At 59.0% G+C, this 22,004-nt stretch carries 11 protein-coding genes and 1 tRNA gene; 6 read left to right on the plus strand and 6 right to left on the minus strand.

Going from position 1 to position 22,004, the window contains the following annotated elements; all coding sequences use genetic code 11:
• The coding region (locus IHN22_RS02860; protein WP_191433348.1) for a beta-N-acetylglucosaminidase domain-containing protein at positions 1 to 5,559 on the minus strand (5,559 nt) is incomplete at its 3' end.
• A 265-nt stretch (positions 5,560 to 5,824) separates the two neighbouring features.
• Positions 5,825 to 11,179, minus strand: a complete 5,355-nt coding sequence (locus tag IHN22_RS02865) for an S-layer homology domain-containing protein (protein WP_365813660.1) — start codon at positions 11,177 to 11,179, stop codon at positions 5,825 to 5,827.
• Between the two features lie 444 nt (positions 11,180 to 11,623).
• Between IHN22_RS02865 and IHN22_RS02870 the strand changes: the two genes are divergently transcribed.
• Complete coding sequence (locus tag IHN22_RS02870; RefSeq protein ID WP_191433350.1) at positions 11,624 to 12,259, plus strand: TetR/AcrR family transcriptional regulator; 636 nt, start codon at positions 11,624 to 11,626, stop codon at positions 12,257 to 12,259.
• 59 nt (positions 12,260 to 12,318) lie between these two features.
• On the opposite strand, the gene IHN22_RS02875 is transcribed toward IHN22_RS02870, so the two are convergent.
• The 3 genes from IHN22_RS02875 to IHN22_RS02885 all read right to left on the minus strand — a co-directional run bounded on the left by IHN22_RS02875 (position 12,319) and on the right by IHN22_RS02885 (position 15,372).
• Positions 12,319 to 13,350 (minus strand): S1C family serine protease, encoded by a 1,032-nt coding sequence (locus tag IHN22_RS02875; protein ID WP_191433351.1) that lies wholly within the window; start codon positions 13,348 to 13,350, stop codon positions 12,319 to 12,321.
• Between the two features lie 67 nt (positions 13,351 to 13,417).
• Positions 13,418 to 14,698: a sensor histidine kinase gene (locus tag IHN22_RS02880; RefSeq protein ID WP_191433352.1), complete on the minus strand. Its 1,281-nt coding sequence runs from the start codon at positions 14,696 to 14,698 to the stop codon at positions 13,418 to 13,420.
• Positions 14,695 to 15,372 carry a response regulator transcription factor gene (locus IHN22_RS02885; protein WP_191433353.1) on the minus strand — a complete coding sequence of 226 codons (678 nt, stop codon included), beginning with the start codon at positions 15,370 to 15,372 and terminating at the stop codon, positions 14,695 to 14,697. The genes IHN22_RS02880 and IHN22_RS02885 overlap by 4 nt, the downstream gene beginning before the upstream one ends.
• A gap of 178 nt (positions 15,373 to 15,550) precedes the next feature.
• Between IHN22_RS02885 and IHN22_RS02890 the strand changes: the two genes are divergently transcribed.
• Genes IHN22_RS02890 through IHN22_RS02905 form a run of 4 tightly spaced genes read left to right on the plus strand, consistent with a single transcriptional unit; the run spans position 15,551 to position 20,864 of the window.
• Positions 15,551 to 16,267, plus strand: coding sequence for a polyphosphate polymerase domain-containing protein (locus tag IHN22_RS02890; RefSeq protein ID WP_191433354.1), 717 nt, complete (start codon positions 15,551 to 15,553; stop codon positions 16,265 to 16,267).
• Positions 16,260 to 16,955, plus strand: coding sequence for a DUF4956 domain-containing protein (locus IHN22_RS02895; RefSeq protein WP_191433355.1), 696 nt, complete (start codon positions 16,260 to 16,262; stop codon positions 16,953 to 16,955). The genes IHN22_RS02890 and IHN22_RS02895 overlap by 8 nt, the downstream gene beginning before the upstream one ends.
• Before the next feature lie 18 nt (positions 16,956 to 16,973).
• A complete protein-coding gene (locus IHN22_RS02900; RefSeq protein ID WP_191433356.1) occupies positions 16,974 to 18,602 on the plus strand; it encodes a carbohydrate-binding domain-containing protein in 1,629 nt (542 codons plus the stop codon).
• A gap of 39 nt (positions 18,603 to 18,641) precedes the next feature.
• Positions 18,642 to 20,864 carry a hypothetical protein gene (locus IHN22_RS02905; protein ID WP_191433357.1) on the plus strand — a complete coding sequence of 741 codons (2,223 nt, stop codon included), beginning with the start codon at positions 18,642 to 18,644 and terminating at the stop codon, positions 20,862 to 20,864.
• 104 nt (positions 20,865 to 20,968) lie between these two features.
• On the opposite strand, the gene IHN22_RS02910 is transcribed toward IHN22_RS02905, so the two are convergent.
• Positions 20,969 to 21,044 (minus strand) — tRNA-Val (locus IHN22_RS02910).
• A gap of 122 nt (positions 21,045 to 21,166) precedes the next feature.
• On the opposite strand from IHN22_RS02910, the gene fabG reads away from it, so the two are divergent.
• Positions 21,167 to 21,889: an elongation factor P 5-aminopentanone reductase gene (gene fabG, locus IHN22_RS02915; protein ID WP_191433358.1), complete on the plus strand. Its 723-nt coding sequence runs from the start codon at positions 21,167 to 21,169 to the stop codon at positions 21,887 to 21,889.
• Positions 21,890 to 22,004: the final 115 nt, after the last annotated feature.

Genomic DNA, 22,004 nt, shown 5'->3' on the forward strand with positions numbered 1-22,004 from the left:
CACGGTGTCGCTGTAGCCCTTGACGATGCCCTTGGAGGCAGCCCAGTTCACAGCGTCGGTGTACCACACGCCGCTCTCCACGTCGGTGAAGGACAGGGTAGCATCAGCCTTGGGCTGGCCTTCCAGCCGCCACAGCATGGTGACCACCATGGCACGGTTGGTGGTCATGAAGGGAGCGAAGGTGGTGGAGGCAGTACCGTCCATCAGCTTGTTGTCATAGGCATACTTCACAGCCTCATAGAACCAATCGTCGGCCTTCACGTCGGTGAAGGGCAGACCAGTGCTCACAGAGCCGTCATCCTTGGTGAAGGAGGCCTTCACAGTAACGGCGGAGGCGGGCATGGTGAAGGTGTACTTGCCGTTGCCCTTGTCGGTGAGCTTGAGCTCATTGCCGTTCTTGTCGGTGACGGTAAGCGTATCCAGCTTGTAGCCCTCGTCAGGCTTCACGGTCAGAGTGACGGTGATGCCCTTGGAAGCGCGGGTACGGCTGGGAGTCACGGTGCCGTTGTCGCTGTCCTCCACGGTGATGACGTAGGCGGTAGAGACGGTGGGGCCCTCAGGATCCACGGGGGCGCCCTCTACATCCACGGGCATGACGGCCTCGTAGGTCTGGCCGTTGTAGAGTACGGTGCCGCGGACGTACTGAGTGTCTTCGGCGTTGGGGTTGTAGGTGGTGCTGTCCCAGGTCACATCGCAGGCGACGCCGAAGCCGGTGGACAGCTCCAGGACCACCTGCTCAGGCAGGTTGAGCATCTCAAAGGAAGTGCCGTAGTCCACGCCCAGGCTGGTGGGGTTCACCAGCACATTGACCACAGTAGGCTCGCCGGACAGGTTTACAGTCACGGAAGCGGTAAGGTTCTCTTCGTTGAGGATGCCGGTACCGGACAGATCCAGTGTGCCGGTCAAGGTCTGAGGCTCAGTGGAGGCGGCATCATAGACCTCTTCGCTCCACGCCACGGGGAAGCGGAGGGTGGTGCCGTCGGACAGGGCAACTACGGCGCACGCAGGCAGCTCCAGATCGTTAAACGCGGTGTTGAGCCGACCGTAGGCCACGGAAGGCATTACGGTCTCCACCACCACATCTTCAGGCTCGCCCGGCTCAGTGGGATCCAGGTAGCGGGTACCGGTGACCTCCAGCTCGTTCAGGCCGATGGAGTGGCCGAAAGCGCTCTGGTTGATACTGGTGAAGTAGAGACGCAGGTAACGAGTACCCTCCGGAATGGCGGCTTCAAAGTTAGTCAGGGCATCGGTGCGGCCGTCGCCGCTCATACCGGTGTAGGTTCCGATGGTGGTCCAGCAGCTGGCGTCCTTAGCATTCTGGCCCTCAAAGGCGCTCTCATCGCTTACCGTACCTACATTGACAGTGCTGTAGTCGGTGGGTACAAAGTCAGAACCGGCCACTTGTACCACATAGTCGCTGGGCCATACCTTGGCATAATAGCTGGAGGAAACCTCAGTGATGTCGCACACATCCTCGCCCAGATCCACCACGATCCAGGAGTCGGCGGTGTCATCGACCTTCATCTTGTTGCCGCTCCAGCGAGTGTCAAGTTTACCGTCCACAGCATCAGCGGCGAAGGTCTGATGATTGACCTCAAGGCCGGAAGCATAGACAAGATGCTCCAGAGCCAGGTTCTCCTCTTCGCCGGCCGTCGTTACAGCGTCAGAAGACGTGTCAACGGGGTCGTTTACGGTGACGGTAGCGCTCAAAGCAAAGCCGCCGGGGTTGGACAGACCGCCGGAGAGGTCATAAGACCCAGTAAAGGTATACTGGCCGGCGGTATCAGCCTCGTAGTTGTCGCAGGTCCAGGTCACGGGGATCGTGACAGTATTGCCGCCGCTGAGCACAACGTCCGCCTGGAAGGGCAGACCCACCTTATCAATGGGGGTACCGTTGGGCACAGAGATGACGAGGGGAGTGGTATCGGCTTCGTAGATGGCGGGGAAACGCAGGGGAGCGGTGCCCACAGGCACTTCCGCGGCGGTGCCGCCTTCTGCCAGGATCAGCTCAGCGATGGCGGGCGCGGTACCGGGTTCCCAATTCAGGCGGACGCCCAGCAGGGGGCCGTAGCCTGCGGTGGGGAAGGTGTTGACGCCCTTATCCAGAACGCCCACGGTGATCCACTGCTCCTCCAGGTTCTGGACCTGGACCTCAGCGCCGCAGATGGCGGAGGGATCCTGGAGGATGGAGAGTTTTTCATAAGTCTTGGGTTCGGAGATCAGGTACTGCAGGTAGCCGCCTTCCTCGTCCACCTGATCCAGGGTGAAGAAGGTGGACAGCTTGCCGTCCACAATGAGGTCGAACTCTCCCTCGGGGGTTCCGGAGAAGCCGCCGGAGGGACCGTCCTGGTCCAGGTTCTTGTTGACCTCCAGCTCGTTCATCTTGATCCAGCCTGCGGCGGTCAGGGTGATCTCAATCTTGATGTAGCGGCCGGACACGCCGTTGCCGTTGCAGGCATAGTAGCGATAGGGCGGATCCATCTCGGAATTATCAGTAAAGTTGCCGATCACGGTCCAGCTGCCGTTGGGATCGCTGCCGTCGCTGACGCTGATACTGGTAAAGCGGGGGTGGTCGCCCTGCTCGGGGAAGAACAGAGTCACATCGTACACAGGCTGCTTGGCGCCCATGTCAAAGATGATATACTGGCCTTCCGTCTGTTTGGCGTCGGTCCATGCCAGGCTGCTGCGGTTGCCGTCCACAATATTGTTCCAGGAACCTTGGTAGAGGCCCATATTGGTGGACTCGTAAGAAAGGTCGGTCTTGATGAAGGCGGCCTTGGCGGAGACGGAGGGCAGGTCCCCGGTAACAGGGGTACCGCTGTTGTTCACCAGACGTATATAGCGCATGGTAGCGTCGCTCTCGGGGGCGCCGTCGGTCCAGATCACCCCGTTGGCGGAGTACTGGAGGGTAAGGCCTTCGGGCAGAGCGCCGTCCAAAGTAATCTCGCTGACACCCATGATCTCGGGCAGGCGGATACCCACATATTCACGGTTGGCCAGAGTGACGCCGGGCATGGCGGACATGGTGTAGTAGCCGCCGTCCTCGATCACGGTGCCGGTCAGTTCGGTGTTGGTGTAGAAAAGACCCTTTTCTGTCTCAGAATCGCCGGCGGTCTCCACGGTAAACTCGCGTACGTCGGTCCAGAAATCCGGCTTATTGCCGTAGCCGGTCTCCAGCAGGCGCAGGCGCACATAACGGGCGGCCAGGGAGAGACCGGATACCTGAATGTCATGGGAATTGACCTTCTCGGTCAGCGCGGTCCAGTGCTGGCCGTCCACGGAGCACTCCAGCACGGCTTTGTGGAAGTAGTCGTGATAGCTGTCGGTTTTGCCCTGAAGCACATGAACGGAGTGAAGCTCCTTCACCGCGCCCAGGTCGATGCCGAAGTAGTCGCCGGCCTTCTGGTTGACGCTGAAGGAGGCGTACGTGCTGGGTTTGCCGTCAAACATCTTATCGGACTCGGCGCTGGCCACCATCTCCCTGCCGCCCAGAACGGCGTAGAAGGTAGGCTCTTTGTTCAGCCCGCCGGGGTTGAGCAGCGGTACGATCTCGTCGGTCACATAGTCCATCAGATCGGTGGCGAAGGGCTCGAGATACCGGCTGCCGGCCTTGGCGGTTACGGTATCATAATTGGGGGTTTTGTAGTTGTCCCACTCGTCCAGGCCGATACCGGCGGCGGAATAGGCGGTCCAGGCGCCGTCCAGATCGCCGTTGTTGATGGCGATAGCAGCCTCGATCCCGCTCTTGGAGGCGTTGACGACGCCCACCAGGGAGTTGAGCCAGGGAGTCAGTTCTGCCACCAGGTTCTTATTGGCACAATCAGCCTGGAAAATCTCTACGGACGAAAGAATGTGGTCAAACTCAGCCAGAAGGGCCACAATCTCAGGGTCATCTGCCTTGGCTGTGCCGGCCAGGACCTTGGCCTGGACAGAATCCAGAGTGTCCTTCAAGTACTCAGACTCAGGGAAGCCCTGGGGCACACGACCGGAGTCGGGGCAGTTGGACACGTTGCGGGCAATGGTCAGATAGGCGTCATAGACCTCGGGCTGAAGGTACTTGAAGCAGTCCTCCCAGAGGGTGTCCATATAGCTGGTGTAGTTGTCCCGGTTCCAGCCCCAGGAGAACATCTGGAAGTAGGCCACCTTGTTGGCCTCCGGGTAGTCCACGGGGTTACAGATGATACCGGCCTGTCCGGTGATGTTGTCGGCATCGGCCAGGTAGTGGCTGCTGACGCCCAGATAGATGCCGGCCTTGTCGTGCTCGGAGCAGGGATAGTTCAGCCAGGTCACGGGATAGTGCTCGGACTTTTCATAAGGCCAGCTGATGTTCTCCTGTGTAATGGGGGAGTTGACGTCGGAGCCGGTCCAGTAGATGTAGATATCCTTGTCCAGACCAGCGCTCTTCAGATCAACCAGCTCGGCGCCATTACCTGCCCAGCCAACATTATAGCCCTTGGGGCAGTAGACGAGGGGACGACAGTCACCCTTGGACTTGAGCCAGGCGTTAATATCGTTGAGGAGCTTGGCCTGAGTAGCGGGTACGCCGCTGTTGTAGTCATCGTTCAGGATGTGGAAGCTGCGTACGCCTACATCGTACAGCTGCTGGAACTTGGCCTTTAGCTTTTCGAGATTCTGGGCATAGAGTTCATCACTAATCGTGGTGTCTCTCTGCCCCAGCACCATACCAATGCCAATGTGGACAGACCAGGTGTACTCCACATGCATTTCCTTGCCGACTTCAACCAGGTGCTTGATCTGATCCAGCTCTTCCTGGGGATAGGGCTTGTCCCAGTTTGCACCATGATAGGGATCTGTCTTGGACGCGAAGACATAGATATTGCCCTTCACATCCCGGATGGAGCGGATCTGGCTCTCGCGGCCCTCATAGGTATGGCCTCCATAGAAGCCCTCGATAAAGCCGCGGAAGATGGTGTTGGAATAGTCCTCGATCACTACGGGCAGGAATTTATTGCCGTAAAAGGAGGTAAACATCATCTGCAGGGTGGACACACCATAATAGACGGCATCCACGTTCTGACCCTGGATGGTGATGATGCCGTTGGGATTGGTATCGGCATCGGCACGCAGCAGATAGGAGTCATACTTGTGGACGGTACCGGGCTCATTGGCCGGATTGAACAGGTCGGGGTAAGCTTTCGGCTCGCCCGCCTGACCGTCTACCAGGGTGTTTTCGCCCTTGATGCCCAGCAGAATGTTGGTTTTGGAGGGATCCAGAGTGGCGCTCACGACCATGGTGCGGTCAAAGCGGGTCAGGATCTCTTTCAAAAAGTCTACGGTGTACTGGTCTACATTGGTACTCTTTACCACGTTGACCTCTTTGGTCATGGTAAAAGAGCCGGTTCCGTACTCCACGGAGTGGGGCACGGGATAGATCTCATAGGCGTTGGGATCTTCTGAGTATCCCTCCGAGAGATCTACCGCCGGGGGAGGCAATGTGAGCTCAGTTTCTGCTGCTGCCGTTGGCAGTGGGCCTGTAAGCCCCAAAGCCAGCGCCAGAGTAAGCAGCAGGCTGAGGGCTCTGCCCATTTGTTTTTTCATCCTACTTCCTCCTTTTCTAATCTACAAAAATCCTCGTCAGTGGTATGGCGGGGACTATTGCCTGGTTTGCTTGTGCACTATAGCCAAAAAATCCCATTATTTTATATTGGTAGTTTTATATTGGTAGTTTTATATTACTCCATATACTTCCGATCAGGAAAGTATGAAATTTTATCATACTTTAATAACAGCGATATACCAGCGATGGCCGGGGACAATGTCCCCGGCCATCGCCTGGAAAAGAAGTAAAGAAATATGGGTGGTCTTACGCGGTCAAAAAACGCATGAGAATAGTGGCAACCTCAGAGCGGGTGGCGGTGCCGGTGGGATCCAGCTTGCCGCCATCTTTGCCGGTGATCAGCTCAGCGCCAACCGCCCAGGTCATGCCGTCGGCCGCCCAGGTGGACACGGCGCTGCCATCGGTGAAGGTGGTCAGGTCGCCCTTGGCGGACACGTCATACTCCTTGTACTCGGCATAGCGGTACAGGATGGTGGCCAGCTGCTCGCGGGTTACGGTGTCGTTGGGAGCAAACACGGTGTCGCTGTAGCCCTTGACGATGCCTTTGGAGGTAGCCCAGTTCACAGCGTCGGTGTACCACACGCCGCTCTCCACGTCGGTGAAGGACAGGGTGGCGTCGGTCTCAGGCTGGCCCTCCAGCCGCCACAGGATGGTGACGACCATGGCACGGTTGGTGGTCATGAGGGGGGCGAAGGTGGTGGAGGAAGTACCGTCCATCAGCTTGTTGTCGTAGACGTGCTTCACGGCCTCATAGAACCAGTCGTCGGCCTCCACGTCGGTGAAGGGCAGGCCGGTGTCCACGGGGGTGTCGTCCTCCACAAAGGAAGCTTCCACGGTGACGGCGGAGGCGGGCATGGTAAAGGTGTACTTGCCGTCGCCCTTGTCGGTGAGCTTCAGTTCATTGCCGTTCTTATCGGTGACGGTGATGGTATCCAGCTTGTAGCCCTCGTCAGGCTTCACGGTCAGGGTGACGGTGAGGCCCTTGGGGGCGCGGGTGCGGCTGGAAGTCACAGTGCCGTTGTCGCTGTCCTCCACGGTGATAGCGTAGGAGGTGGAAGGCGTAGTAGCGTTCTCCAGAGCCTGCATGGCCTCCTCCAGAGCGGCCACGGCAGCGGTCACCTCTTCAATGGTGGCCAGAGGACTGTTGTTCAGAGCGCGGGCATAGACCACAGCCTGGAACAGGTCGCCTTCCAACCCGGTGCTGGTAAAGTCCAGTCCCTTTTCGGTCACGATTTCCTCTGCCTTGGCCAGCAGATCGTTGAGAGCAGTTTTGTCCACCGTCTGGCAAACCAGGAATTCCTGGATGTCATAGCGGCTGCCGTTGAAGGCCACGCCCTGGAATTTTACATAGCGGGCGCTGACGGGGTCAAAGGAACCGTGGCTTACGCCGTTTTCGTCCCGGTCGGAAGCGCTGCCGGTGTAGACCACATCCCAGGTCTCGCCGTCCATAGAGGTTTCGATCTGGTACTCTCTGGCATAGTTGCTGCCCTTCCACTGGATGAGGGTCTGGTCGATGAGCCGCTCCTGGCCCAGATCCACCAGCAGGTAGCTGTCCGCGGCAAAGCCGTACCAGGTGGAGTGGATCTCAGAGTTCTTGTTGGTGTCACCGGAGACGGTCTTATTTACATAGTCAAAACCGTCGCCGTCCACTGCCTTAGCCGCATAGTAGATTCGGTTGATGGCCTGATCCTGAGCGGGCTTCTGATAGCTGGTGGAGCTGGCATCCTGAGCAACGTTTACCAGGTTGTCACCCTCCAGCAGCCCGGCCTCGGCGGCCACCTCCTCGGCGGAGAGGGCCTTATTGTAGACCTTCAGACCGGACAGACTGCCGTAGAAGTTTTCGCCGATCTGCTCCAGCGGCAGGACGAAGGAGGAGTAGATGGAATTCATGTACTTGGGCGGATAGGAGGCACCCTCGCTCTTGATGGACAGGAAGGTCACGAGCTGTCCGTCCACATAGAGCTTCATGCCGTGCATGGTGCCCACCAGGGTAATATTGACCTCCTGGTCGGCGGGGAGCTTGTACCCCAGGTCGCGGATGTAGTAGTTGACGTCGGCGCTTACGTTGCCGTTGTGACCCACCAGCTGGAGCCGTCCGTCATAGCCGGAGAGCAGGTTAGCGTCGTTGGTGGCGTCATTGTCTCCGTAAGCGGCGGCAGAGGCATCAATGTCCGCCTGGGTAAGGGTCACGTCAAAGGAGACGGTGAAGGGATAGCCTACGCTGCCCAGACCGGTCTCCATCAGGGTATTGCCGTCAAAGGTGAGCACGCCGTCCTTGACAGTGCCGCCGGTAAGCGCGGCGTTATAGCCGTTGCCGCTGGCATCATAGACGGTCTTGCCGTCGGCGGATACGTTGTTGAAGTCATAGTCCACAACCAGGGAGGACTTGGTATCCACATCCATGGCGATGCCGGTGCCGGGGCCCTCAGCCAGGTCGTTGGAGCGCAGCTCAAACTCCTGGAAGGTGTCGTCGGTGTCGCTGCCCCAGCACTTCTCGCTGGTCACGGGGATGGCGCGCATAATGCGCTGATGGAGGTCCAGTTCGATGATGCCCTCGGAGCTTTCGTCGCCCCACAGGCAGGTGGTGCCGCCCAGCAGGTTGGGCTCGCCCTTGAGCAGATTGCCTTTGGTAAAGACGGTGGGGTCCCAGCTGTTGTAGATGTACTCGGCATTGACCACATCCCGGCGTTCCCGGGCGGGGTTGCCGTACATAAAGGCGTCCTCGTCATTGATGATCTGGAAGCCCTGAGCGGCCCGCTTGATGGGGTCGTCGTTGCCGGAGCTCCACATATCGATCTGATAGTTCTCGGGACCCAGAGCCTCTACCTCTTTATCGGTGAGCTGCATCCGGTTGAAGGAGGCCCACACACGGACCTTCTCTTTGCCGTTGTCCATGACCGTCTGGCGCATGGTTTCCATGAAGTCGATGAAGCCTTCCTTGGTGCCGGGTCTGTTGTGGTCCCAGTACTCATCGCAGCCGATGTGGACAACATCGCCCTGGAATACGGGGTCATCCCCGCGGGTGTACTCATCCCACAGAGTCTGGGCGAATCTCTTTGCAATGGGCGCCTTATCCGGGTCGGTCAGATTCAGCAATTCCTTTTCGGTGGGATTGCTGATGTCCACACCGTTGCCCTTTTCACCCAGCCACTCAATGCCGTCCGGATTTTCCTGGGCATAGCGGATGTAGACCAGGGAGTGACCGGGCATATCCAGCTCGCTGATGATCTGGACACCCAAGTCCTTGCTGTCCTTCTGGAACTGGATCCATTCCTCCTGGGTATAGAAGGGCACCTCGTAGACGTCCTCGTAATAATTGTAGGCGGTCAGGTCGGGGCCTAGGCTGGATTTGCGGATTTCGGCGCCCAGACTGGGGAACTCCTTGCTCTCCAGGCGGTGGAAGCCCTCATAGTCCTCGGGATGGCTGTTGGCGCTGCCGTCCTTGACGGAACGGTTGTCCGCCAGATGGACGTGGAACTCATTCATCTTGTACCACAGCAGGATCTTGCTGTAGTCCTCCAGCAGGTCCAGCCGGTAGGGGGTACGGGCCACATCCAGGAATAGGCCGCGCACCTCATAAGCCGGGAAGTCCCGGATGACGCCCATGGGGATGGAGACATGGTCCTCCGCCAGCCACAGCATCTGCTCGGCAGAGATGGTGCCGTACAGGGCGCCGGTATAGGTGGAGCTGTAGATCTTCAGGCCGTTCTCATCGGTGACCAGGACATAGCCTTCCTTGCCGGTCTGGTACACATCCTGGGTTTGGGATTCGATGTAGATGTCGTTGGGGCCGGCGGTGGTGCCGGTCTCCACGGTCAGGGTGATGCCGCTGATCTCCTTTACATCTTCCGCCATGTTGTCGGCCACTTTGTCCAGACCCACATTGGCGGTGTCGTTGAGCACGATCTTGGAGCTGGTGGTCAGGGTAAAACTGCCGTCATAGCCAAACCACTCCTGCACGGAGGGGACGATGCCCGGCTTGGCATTGGAGCCACGGGTCTCAAACCAGTCGGTTCCGGCGTAGGCGGCGCTGCCGCTGTGATCGGGGATGGTCACATTGATGTTTTTCCGCGCGGTGTCCTCCGGATCGGTATCACTGCTCATCTCCAGCAGCAGGGCTACCTCCCGCTGGCCGATGTTAGTGCCCAGAATGGTGCCGTCATTGGCTACGACCTGCTCCAGCTCGCTGCCAACGACCTTCAGGGTAAATCCGTCGGCCACTTCCGGCAGCGGGATCTGGGTATCGGAGGGGCCGACCTCAGGCAGAGAGGCGATCTTGTCCAGCTCCGAATCGGCATCCACGGGAGGCACATAAACATTGCCCTGGATGGAGATATCGTCATAGTAGCCGGGAGCAACGCCGGCCGGATTGGTCCAGTCATCGCCAAAGGTCAGCTTGTCGAAGGATGTGATATCGGTGGCGGTGTTGATCAGCTTCCCATCAATATACATCTTCATGCTCTTGCCGTCGGAGCAATCCCATTTGAACTCGTGCCAGCCCTCAGAGCGGGCCACTCCGGTGGCCTTATAGTTACCCGCGCCGGGATAGCGCATCATGTACTGATTGGCATTCTGCTTGCTGTTAATGCCGATGCCCGCCATCTTGCCCGGCGCATCGGAGCTTTCCACAAAGGCCACATGGAGGGTCACACCGGACGTAGTCTTCATGGTATCGTAGTACCATACCGTAATGACGCCGTTGAGAACCTCATCGTTGGACCAGACCAGCGCGGTTTGCTCTGCACCGGCAGAAAAGCTGTTGCCGCCGCCCTGCGTGTGGTTCTGGTCGGCGCTGGTTTCCGCTGTGGCATATTTTTTGGTCCAGTGGGAATCGATCCCATCCTCAAAATCGTCCAGGAATTCCACATCCCAGGTAACCTGAGGAGCGGCAGCGGTGGTAAAGGAAATGCTGGCGGCAGTGGAGCGATTGCCTGCCCCGTCCAGCGCCACGACCTTTGCCGTATACTCAGTCTCAGAGGCCAGGCCGGTCAGGGTAAAGGAGGTTGCTACTGTGTTGCCTCTGGGGTCAGTCTCGTCCCCCACATACACGTCGTAGCCGGTCACACCCACGTTATCTGTAGCCGCGGTCCAGGTCAGCACGGCACCGTCGCTGGTGGGCTTGGCGGTGAGACCGGTGGGAGCGGTGGGAGCCTCTTCATCCAGTTTTACAGGCCCATAGATTTCAATTTCCTTTAGATTGACATTGACGCCGGGGGCCTGTGCGTTTACCTTCTCGCAGTAAAAACGTACATACCGGTCTACTGTTGTGGCGGTAAGCTTGGGATTGCTTTCAGTGGTGATGGTGTCCACATTGGCGGCGGTAGCTGGATTGGTGTTGCCGCTCTCATCGGCGATGGTCTGACCATCCGCGTTTTCGACTGCCCCATTAAAGGAGCCACGCTCCACACGCACGATGGTTTTCCAGTCCTTGGAATCCGGGCCGCCGGTAGGAGAAGTCTGGATCTCATACACCATGGGCCAGACCTTCATGTTGTAATACAACTTGATAGAGCTGATGTCGTGGGTTCCTTCACCCAGATCGACCTGAAACCACTGATGCGTCTGCTCGGCGGTATCATCAACCGTGCCCGAAGTTTTCATGACGCCGGAGGCCCATTGTTTGTCGAATTTTCCATCCACGGCGAGGCCGGCGGTGGTTCCATCACCATCCTCAGAGGATAGTACAGGCCGGCCCAAGGCCAAATTGCCTGTTTGTGTCGTCCCTTCTGCTTGCGTGAAATGGACGTCTTCGTTTTGTGTTGATCCGTCAGCTGGCGCTGCCATTGCAGAGAACGGCAGACAGCCTGTCAGCATAAGTAAGACCAACAGTGTGCTGAGGATTCGTTTGCTTGCGGTATACTTCATTTGTAGTTTCCCTCCCTGGTTATAGACCTCCTGGTCTATATTTTAGAGAGACACTTTTGGGGTTGCAAGTATGATTTTTTGTCATACCTTTTTGAAATATTGAAACTTTTTTCGGTATGTAGTATAATATAAAAAAGTTTTTCTTTCATAAGCCGCTACCAGCGGAAGGAGTGATACAGCATGACCCAGGAAGAGCGCCGGAGCCAGATGAGAGAGCGGATTATAGCAGCGGCCTGCCATGAATTTGGGAGTAGGAGCTATGAAGCGGCCTCTGTCAATCGTATTTGTCAGCAGGGGGAGTTCTCCAAAGGCGTTTTGTACCATTATTATTCCAGCAAGGACGCGCTGTTTCTGGGCTGTGTAGACCATAGCTTTCAGAGAATGACCGGCTATTGCAGGGAACACTTGCCGGATTCGGCCCCCGTTACCTGGGAGACTGTTCTCTACTACTTTCAGTGCCGGCACGACTTTTTCCTGGCCTATCCGGATTTGCAAGGGGTGGTTTCTCTTGCCTTGACAAATCCGCCTGCCCATCTTGCGGAAGAGGTTACCCGCCTGAAGCAGCCCTTTGATCAGCTCAATTACCAACTGCTGGACGGCTATTTGAATGTTCAGAAAAAGGTGGCGGGGATTCCGCTGGCGGATATGCTTGCGCTGATGGAGTTCTATCAATCCTACTGCAATAGTTGCAGCCAGATGAGAGAGGCAGCGGCCCAGGGGATAGAGGCTTGTGAGGAATTGCGGAAAACTTATCTGGATGCGTTTTTGCATGGCGTGATCCGTGACAGCGACTCCTCCGCCCAACCGGCGGACTGATTGCGCTACAAAAAAGAGGCTCTGCCCATCCATAGGGGCAGAGCCTCTTTTTGCATTTTTTACACGGCAGGCCGGTACATCCAGCCGGACTGCTGGGCGGTGTTGGAGCTGGTGCCGCTGAGATCCGTGGTCTGGGTCATCAGCTGGGCGATCAGATCCGCCACGTCGGAGATGGGGATGGCGTAGCCCATGCCCTCCACGTCGGTGTCGGAGAGCTTGGCGGTGTTGATGCCGATGAGTTCTCCGTCCAGATTCAGCAGCGCTCCGCCGCTGTTGCCGGGGTTGATGGCGGCATCGGTCTGGATGTAGGTGGAGGTGGTGCCGTTTTCATTGGTGAGACTGCGGTTCAGCGCGCTGACGATGCCGGTGGTCACGGACTGGCCGTAGCCCAGAGCGTTGCCGATGGCCACCACCTGCTCGCCCACCTCCAGCGCGTCGGAGTCGCCCACGGCGATGACCGCGATCTGGGAGAGGGTGTCATTGGATAGGTCGGACAGGGCTACCTTGAGTACCGCCAGATCGGCCTCCTCGTCGGCGCCGCACAGCTGGGCCTCATATACGGCGTTGTCCACAAAACTCACCGACAGGGTGGTGGCATTCTCCACCACATGGGCGTTGGTAACAATGTAGAGGTAGGTTCCGTCATTGGCGATGATCACGCCTGAGCCGCAGCTGGTGGTCTCCTGCAGCTGGGCCTGTCCCCCGTTGGGGCCAAAGCGGTTGAAATAGCTGCGTACCTCCTGTACGGAAATATTGGTAATGGCTACCACACTGGGCAGAGCTGCGGCGGCAATGTCCGACACGTCCATACCGTACCGGGTGGAGGAGTAGGAGGTGCTGGCCAGACTGGTCACTACCGTGCCCGAGGAGGCAGCGGCTGTGCCGCTGTCGGTGCCCTCAGCCTGGGGCAGCAGCCGCCCCACGCCATAGAAGGCGCCGGCGGCCACCCCACCGAACAGGGCGGCGCTGAGTACCAGGCAGGCCAGCCGCCGGAACGGCCGGGGTCTATTTCGCTTGTTGCGGGGGTGGGGAGGATCGGTTCCATGGGGGTATATCTGACATCCATCGATAAGACTCCTTTCCTGTTTCACGGGGTGTTTCAGTTTCTGTGTTCAGGATAAGGGGTCAAACCTAATTGGAGTTAAAAATCCGAAAAAATCAGGCCGGCAGACTGACCACAATGGACAGGGTGGTTTTCTCCGGACCTTCCGCCCGGATTTTTCCCTTGTGAGCCTGCACGATACTGCGGGCAATGGACAGGCCCAGGCCGTAGCCGCCGGTCTGGCTGCTGCGGGACTGGTCGGTGCGGTAAAAGCGGTCAAAGAGATGGGGCAGCTTGTCCCGCTCCAACGGCTGGGCGGTGGTGTTGGATACCGTCAGGATCAGATTGCGGCCCTGCCGCTCCAGCTTCAGCGCCAGACGGCCTCCGGCGGGGGAATACTTCAGGGCGTTGTCCAGCAGGATGGACAGCAGCTGGCGGATGGCCTTCTCGTCCCCGGTAAAGGAGAGCATGGGCTGGATATGGAGGGACAGATCCTTGTTCTGGCTTTTGGCAGGGGCCAGGAAGGACTGGGCCATCTCCTCGGCTACGTCGGAGAGAGGAAACTCGATGCATTGCAGTTTGGGCTGTTCCTCCTCCATCCGGGAGAGGTAGATGAGGTCGTTGGTCAGACCGGTCAGCCGCTGGGCCTGACGGCGGATGTCGGCCAGCCACTGGTTCTCGCCGCATTCCATCTCTGCCAGATCCGCGTCGGCGCTGATGATGGTCATGGGGGTTTTCAGCTCGTGGCCGGCGTCGGTGATGAACTGCTTCTGCTTTTCATAACTCTCCGCCATGGGGCGGACGATCCGGCTGGACAGGATGAGCAGCAGCACCAGCACCGCGCCCAGCCCCACCAGGGCCAGCGTTACACTGGCCAGCAGGGTGGTGCGGAAGGAGGACAGGCTCCGGCCACAGTCCAGAAAGATGGCCCGGCTGCCCAGCTCGTCGGTCTGGACCAGATAGCGGTAATTCCCCCAGAAGCCGGAGGTGTGCCCGGAGGCCAGCGCGGCCTGGGCGTAGGCCGCTGCCTCCTGGTCGTCCACCGCCGCGATCTGCCCTGTATCGGTCTGGAGCACCTGCCCGTCCGTTCCCAGCAGGACAGAGAAGAAACGGGACTCATAGGGGGTCTCCGGCGAGATGCCCCGCTGGCCAAAGAAGTCCTTTTTCCCGCCGGGCAGGCTGTCCGGGGGAAGGTCGCCGGAGGGGGTCTCCCCCTGTCCCGGATGATTCTTGGGGAAAGCCCCGTCGTTGGCGTCCAGCAGGGCCAGCACGGCGTCGGCGTCGGATACCACCTTATGATAGCTCATCAAATTGACTCCGCCCAGGATTACCAGCAGCACAAGGGCCAGGGAGAGCATACAGGCGGCAATAAGCTTGCGGCGCAGGCGTTTGATCATGACTGTTCCTCCAGCGCATAGCCCGCGTTCCGGGTGGCCTTGATCTGGATGTTGGCCTTGAGGGCGGTCAGCTTTTTCCGCAGGTAGGAGATGTACACCCACACCACGTTCAGTTCCACATCGCTGTCATAACCCCAGATTCGCTCCAGAAAACGCTCGGAGGGAATAAGCTGCCGGGGGTTGCGCAGCAGCAGCTCCATCATCTGATATTCCTTGTTGGCCAGGCGGAAGCTGCCGTGGGGGGAGGAGAGCTCGAAGGTGGCCTGATCCAGGGTGATGTTGCCCAGGGTGAGGCGGCTGGTCACCTGGCCCCCGGCCTGACTGCGGGTCATGGCCCGGATGCGGGCCATCAGCTCGGCGGTGGAGAAGGGCTTGGTCAGGTAGTCGTTGGCCCCCATATCCAGACCGGTCACCTTGTCCTCCACCTCCGACTTGGCGGTGAGCAGCAGCACCGGAATGGGATTGCCCCCCTCCCGCAGCCGCCGCAGCACCTCCAGACCGTCCAGCTTGGGCATCATGATGTCCAGGACCAGGGCGTCGTAGTTGCCCGCCTCCAGGTAGGCCAATGCCTCCTCGCCGTCGTATACCGCATCCACAGAGTAGTTGTTTTTCTCCAGCAGGGCAGCCACCGCCCGGGACAGGGAGTGTTCATCCTCTGCCAGTAAAATACGCATCTTTATCGCCCCTTCTGTTTCTATAGTAACGCCAGCATACCCCGGCGGCCTTAACTCTAATTAAAAGGATAGCACCGGGAGAAAATCTTGTCAGTAAAAAATTGTTTTGTTTTTAAGTTCAGTTAGGGCTGCGTTTTTACACTGAGTTTACCCTATCCCAACAAGGAGGTAGATCTCAGTGAAAACCAAGACGGTTTTTCAGCGCTATGAACTGAAATATCTCATGACCTGCCGGCAGCAGCAGGCCGTTCTGGTCGCCATGGCGGAGCACATGGTGCCCGATGAATACAGTCACAGCTCCATCCGTAACCTTTATCTGGATACCCCTGACTACCGGCTCATCCGCCGCAGCCTGGAGAAGCCGGTCTATAAGGAGAAGCTCCGGGTACGCAGCTATGGCCGGGCGGGAGAGACCGGGTCGGTCTTTGTGGAACTGAAGAAGAAGTACCGCTCTGTGGTGTACAAGCGGCGCATCTCCATGCCCCAGGACCGGGCCCTGAGGTGCCTGGCGGGGGCGGACTTCTGGCCGGATACCCAGATCGGGCGGGAGCTGGCCTACGCTGTGGAATTTTATCAGACCCTGTACCCCGCTGTGTTCCTCTCCTACGAGCGGGATTCCTACCGCGGGATGGAGGACCCTGACTTTCGGGTGACCTTTGACGAAGCCATCCGCTACCGCCGGGAGGCGCTCACCCTGGACTCCGACCCCTGGGGCAGGGCCCTCCTGCCGGCGGGCTGGGTGCTGATGGAGGCGAAGGTGGCGGGAGGACTTCCACTGTGGATGGCCCGTGTGCTGTCCGAGCAGGGGATCTTCAAAACCTCCTTTTCCAAGTATGGCGCCGCCTATCAGGACCTGATGGGGGCGGGGCAGAGAGGAGAGAGAAAGTATGCTTGATACGCTGTTTCAGGGCCTGTTTGATACTGCCCTTACCGACACCATCGCCCCCGGCAAATTTCTGCTGTGCGTGGGGGTATCCCTGCTGCTGGGGCTGATGCTGTGCGCTATGACTCTGTGGCGGTCCCGGTTCAGCCGGAGCCTGACCGTTACCTTGGCCATTTTGCCCGCTGTGGTGTGTGTGGTCATTTTGATGGTCAATGGCAACGTGGGTACCGGTGTGGCGGTGGCCGGGGCCTTCAACCTGGTGCGCTTCCGCTCTGCCCCCGGCTCCGCCCGGGAGATCGGGGCCCTCTTCGTGGCCATGGGGACCGGCCTTATCACCGGCATGGGCTACCTGGCCTACGGGGCCCTGTTTACCCTGATTCTGGGGGCGGCCATGATGCTCTACAATGCCGTCAGCCTCCGGCCCGGAACGGGAGGCTCCACCGAGCGCACCCTCCACATCACCATTCCGGAGGATCTGGACTATGCGGGTGTATTCGACCCCATCCTGCGCCAGTACGCCCGCCGGTACACCCTGACCCAGGTCAAGACCACCAACATGGGCAGCCTGTTCAAGCTGACCTACGACCTGACTCTGAAGGACCGGAACCAGGAAAAAGCCTTTATCGACCAGCTGCGCCTGCGCAATGGAAACCTGGAGATCGCTCTGGGCCACCAGGACAGCACTGCAGCCACCCTGTAAAAAGGAGATGAATCTGCTATGAAGCGAACAAAACGAGGATTGACTGCAGCTGCGCTGTGTGCCCTTGTGACACTCAGCGGCTGTCAAAGCCAGTCTGCCAGCCAAGCAACCCCGGTGCCGGAGACCACCGCCGCCCAGCAGGAGACGGCCACAGCCGTTTCCGCTGCCGGCACTTCCGACCTCTTCAGCGACCGGGATCTGGCGGGCACCTATGACGAGAGCCAGGCCGTTCAGATCCAGCTCAACGGGGACAGCGCGGCGTGCGACTCCGCTGCCGTCACCATCCAGAACGGCCAGATCACCATCGGGGCAGAGGGGGTCTACCTTATTTCCGGCACCCTCACCGACGGCCAGATCATTGTAAACGCCGGCGACACCGATAAGGTGCAGCTGGTACTGGCGGGAGCGGATATCACCAGCAGCACCTCCGCCGCCATTTACGCCCTGGAGGCGGATAAGGTCTTTGTGACCCTGGCGGAGGGAACGGAAAATACCCTGACCAACGGCGGAGAGTATATCGCCATTGACGACAACAACATCGACGCCGTCATTTTTGCCAAGACCGATCTGACCCTCAACGGCTCGGGCAGCCTGACCATCAACGCCCAGGCGGGCCACGGAGTGGTATCCAAGGACGACCTGGTGATCACCGGGGGCAGCTATACCATTACCGCAGCCAGTCACGGCCTGTCCGGCAAGGACAGCATAGCCATTGCCGCCGGAACCTTTACCATTACCTCGGGGAAGGACGGCATTCATGCGGAAAACAGCGATGACCTCACCCTGGGCACCCTCTATATTGCCGACGGCAGCTTTTCCATCCATGCCCAGGGAGATGGAGTCAGTGCCCAGGGCGCGCTCCAGATCGACGGCGGTACCTTTGATCTGACTACCGGCGAGGGAAGCGCCAGCGTTACGTTCACCACCGACGACACCTTTGACCGGGGCGGCGGGTGGACGGAGCAGACCCAGACCACCACGGAGGAGGACACCACCAGCCAGAAAGGCATTAAGGGGGAGAGTACCTTCACCATCAACGGCGGCACCTTTACCGTGGATACGGTAGATGATTGCCTCCATGCCGGTGGGGATATGCTCCTTGCTGACGGCACCTTTACCCTGAACAGCGGAGACGACGCCGTCCACTGCGACGCCGCCCTCACCATCCAGAGCGGTACCTTCACCATTCCCTACTGCTATGAAGGCATTGAGGGCCTGTCCATCACCATTGAGGACGGTATTTTTGACATCGTCTCCAGCGATGACGGCCTCAACGCCGCCGGCGGGGCGGACAGCTCCGGCTTTGGTGGCTTCGGCGGACGGCCCCAGGATACCTTCGCCTCCGACTCCGACAGTTTTATCATCATCAATGGCGGCACATTTACCGTAACCTCTTCCGGTGACTGCATCGACTCCAACGGGGACCTGACCATCAACGGCGGTACGCTGACCCTCACTTTCAATGGCGCGGGAGACACCGCGCTGGACTGCGACGGTACCTATACCAACAACGGCGGCGACCTTACCACCAACGATGGCTCCGAGAGCAATCCGGGCCAGATGGGAGGCGGTATGGGCGGCGGTATGGGCGGACAGCGGCCTGACCGTCAGCAGTCCGGTACCCAGCAGGCTCCCGCCGGGACATAACGCAAAATCAACAAAATACAACATTCAGAAGGTATTTCTGTGAGTTACCGCAAACCTTTGGCGCTGTTTCTGAGCTGCGCCATAACGCTCTCCCTGTGTGCCTGCAGTCAGGCTGACAGTGGGGAACAGGAGAGTGAAGAGCCCCAGACCACCGCCGCCGTGGCCGATGTCCAGGAAAAGGCCTATATCGAAGAGACCCTGAACCTGGCCAACAACGCTGACCAGGCCTGGACCTATGATGCCGATGCCGACGCCTGGGTCATGTCCATCGTGTCGGCGGTGGCCTATCCGGAACTGCCCGATCAGCAGGGCGTGTCCGTCTGCGTCCCCGGGGCCTATGTCACCGGCATTGACACCGACGGCGACGGCTCCGCCGATGTGACCGGGGCAGACACCGGTCAGGATGCAGTCTCCGGCTGTCTGGTCATCGACTATGAGGCGGAGATCACCAGCACCAACGGTCAGACCTATACCGCCGCCACTGCTCCCGTCATCCTCAACACCGGCGCGGCGGGCTACGGTTCCCAGATGAACGCCCTGGCCGCCACCACCTATGCCGCGGAGGGTTATATCAATGTGGCCTGCGGCAACCGGGGCAAGCAGGATACCGTCACCGACGAAAACGGCGACACCTATTATACCGGCGACGCCCCCTCCTGTCTGGCCGACCAGAAGGCGGCCGCCCGCTTTATCCAGTACAACATCCTCCTGGGCAATCTGCCCGGCTGCGGGGAGTACCTGGTCTCCACCGGCGGCTCCGGCGGCGGGGCCCATGCCGTGATGTTTGCCGCCACCTCCGACAGCCCGGATTTCTATGACTATCAGATCGAGGCAGGCGCGGTGGGCGTCTATTACACCGAGGACGGAGGCTACTCCACCTCTGTTACCATTGACGGCACCGACTACCAGATCTCCGACGGGGCCTGGGGGTGCATTGCCTACAGCGCCATCACACCGCTTGCAGAGGCTGATATGGCTCTGGCTTTTGAATATTCTCTGGACGCCGATTACGACTTCTCCACGGAATTCCAGGCCCAGCTGGCGCAGTATCTGTCGGCGGCCTATATGGAGTATATCAATGCCCAGGAGCTTACCGTCAACGAGGCCGATGTGGGCTTTGACCTGAACGATGACGGCGACATGGAGGACACCATTGCCCTGACCATTCAGTATGACCCGGAGGCCTACCCTGAGACCAACGGCTATTACGGCACCTATCTGGATCTGTATCTGGCGGAATTTACCCAGAATCTCCAGTGGTATGTGGACAATCTGGACTACGCCTCCGACTGGACCTGGTTTGACGAGGAGGGTAATGCCCTCAGCGACGAGGAAGTGGCGGCTATGACCAGCCAGGACAAGGCGCAGGCCTTCCTGGAGGGCCGCTACGCCAAAGGCACCTCCGCCGGCGGCCCTGGAGGCGGCATGATGGGCGGCGGCCGTGGGGATCTGGGCCAACCTCCCGAGGGCCTGGAGGAGGGGCAGCTGCCGGAAGGCATCCAACCTGGCCAGGGCGGCGACGCCGGCAACCGGGAGATGATTGTAGGTACCCCCGATGCGGGCACTACCCAGGCCTCGGGCAGCACAGTGGATTCCAACAACTACGCCACCTATGAGGAGATGGTGGAGGCCTACCGGGCTGACATCGAGAGCATTCAGGCCGGAGATGAGTACGGCAACAACCTGGTGGAACTCTACAATCCCCTGAACTATATCGGAGCTGAGGACACGGAAGACCCCACCTGGGTCAAGATTCTGTGCGGCGCGGCGGAGGGCGACATCTCCATGTTCAACTCTCTGAATCTGCAGATCGCTATGCTGAACGCCGGTATTGACGCCGAACTCCAGTGGCAGTGGGACGGCGGTCATGTACCTTCCGAGGTGCTGGGAGACTCCTTCAGCCTGTATGTGGATCAGATGTACGGCCAGTATGTGGAGGGCGCGGCAACCGTCACCAAGGCTGAGGCCCAGCCCCAGACCACCAACGGTACCGCCACGGAGGCCAGCGGCACTGACCTGACCGGCTGGGTCAGCATGGAGAACGGCACGGTGTCTTTCTCTCTGGCCGACGCGGCCGCCTACCGCACGGCCGGAGCCAGCAAGGCCATGCCCGGCTTTGACGTGATCGATTACGGCCAGGAGGACTATGTGTTCGGTACGGCGGAGCAGGATGCCCGCCATTGGGACAGCGTGCTGCTGGATATCTTCGAGACCTATGCCGACGTGCTGGCACCCCTGTTTAACAACGGAATAGCCTCCTGACGAATGAGAATAAAAGCCATCCGCCGGAACAGAATACCCAGGAGGATGGCTTTTACAGAACAAAGAAAAAACCCTTGAAACCGTTTGGCTTCAAGGGTTTTATATGGTGGACGATACAGGACTTGAACCTGTGACCTCCCGCACGTCAAGCGGATGCTCTACCAGCTGAGCTAATCGTCCGAACAGCATGGACTATTATAGCGAAAATAAAAGAGCTTGTCAATACTTTTTTAAATTTCTCTTTTCAAGGCCGGAAAGTGCTGGTATACTGAGAAAAACGCCATAAACAAGGAGGAAATGGTATGGCAGGACGGGTGGTTCTCATTACCGGCGGCAGCCGGGGCATCGGCGCGGCGGCGGCCCGGCGGTTTGCCGCCGGGGGAGACCGGGTGGTGGTCAACTACTGCCGCTCCAGAAAGAAAGCGGAGGCTCTGGCGGAGGAGATCGGCGGCTGGGCGGTCCAGGCCGACGTGTCAGACTCGGCCCAGGTACGGAATATGGTTGACAATGTGTTGGATAAATTTTGTCAACTTGACATTCTGATATGCAACGCAGGCATCGCCCAGCAGAAATTATTTGGCGATCTGACGGACGAGGATTGGCGGCGGATGTTTGCCGTCAACGTGGACGGAATGTTCTACACCATCCGGGCGGCGCTGCCTCATTTTATCCATCGCAAGGCGGGAAAAATTTTGACTTTGTCCTCTATGTGGGGACAGGTGGGAGGCTCCTGCGAGGTGGCCTATTCTGCCGCAAAAGCTGCTGTCATCGGGCTTACAAAGGCTCTGGCCAAGGAGGTTGGGCCCTCTGGGATCACGGTGAACTGTGTGTCTCCCGGGGTCATTGATACGGAGATGAACGGCAACCTGGGCCCCGAGGATCTGGCCGCTTTGGCGGAGGAGACCCCCCTGGAGCGCATCGGCCGGCCGGAGGATGTGGCGGAGGCCCTGTGGTATCTGGCTTCCGACGCTGCAAACTTTATCACGGGACAGGTTTTGTCCCCCAATGGCGGACTGATTATCTGAAAATGCCTGCCTACGTTCATAAATTGTTCATACTTCACACAAGGGCCACCTGCTGAAGGGCGGCCCTTGTGCATTTTTAAGGTTGACAATTTCCGACGACACGCATATAATTGTC

Source organism: Flavonifractor sp. An112, assembly GCF_904377885.1.
Taxonomy (GTDB): domain Bacteria; phylum Bacillota; class Clostridia; order Oscillospirales; family Oscillospiraceae; genus Flavonifractor; species Flavonifractor avicola.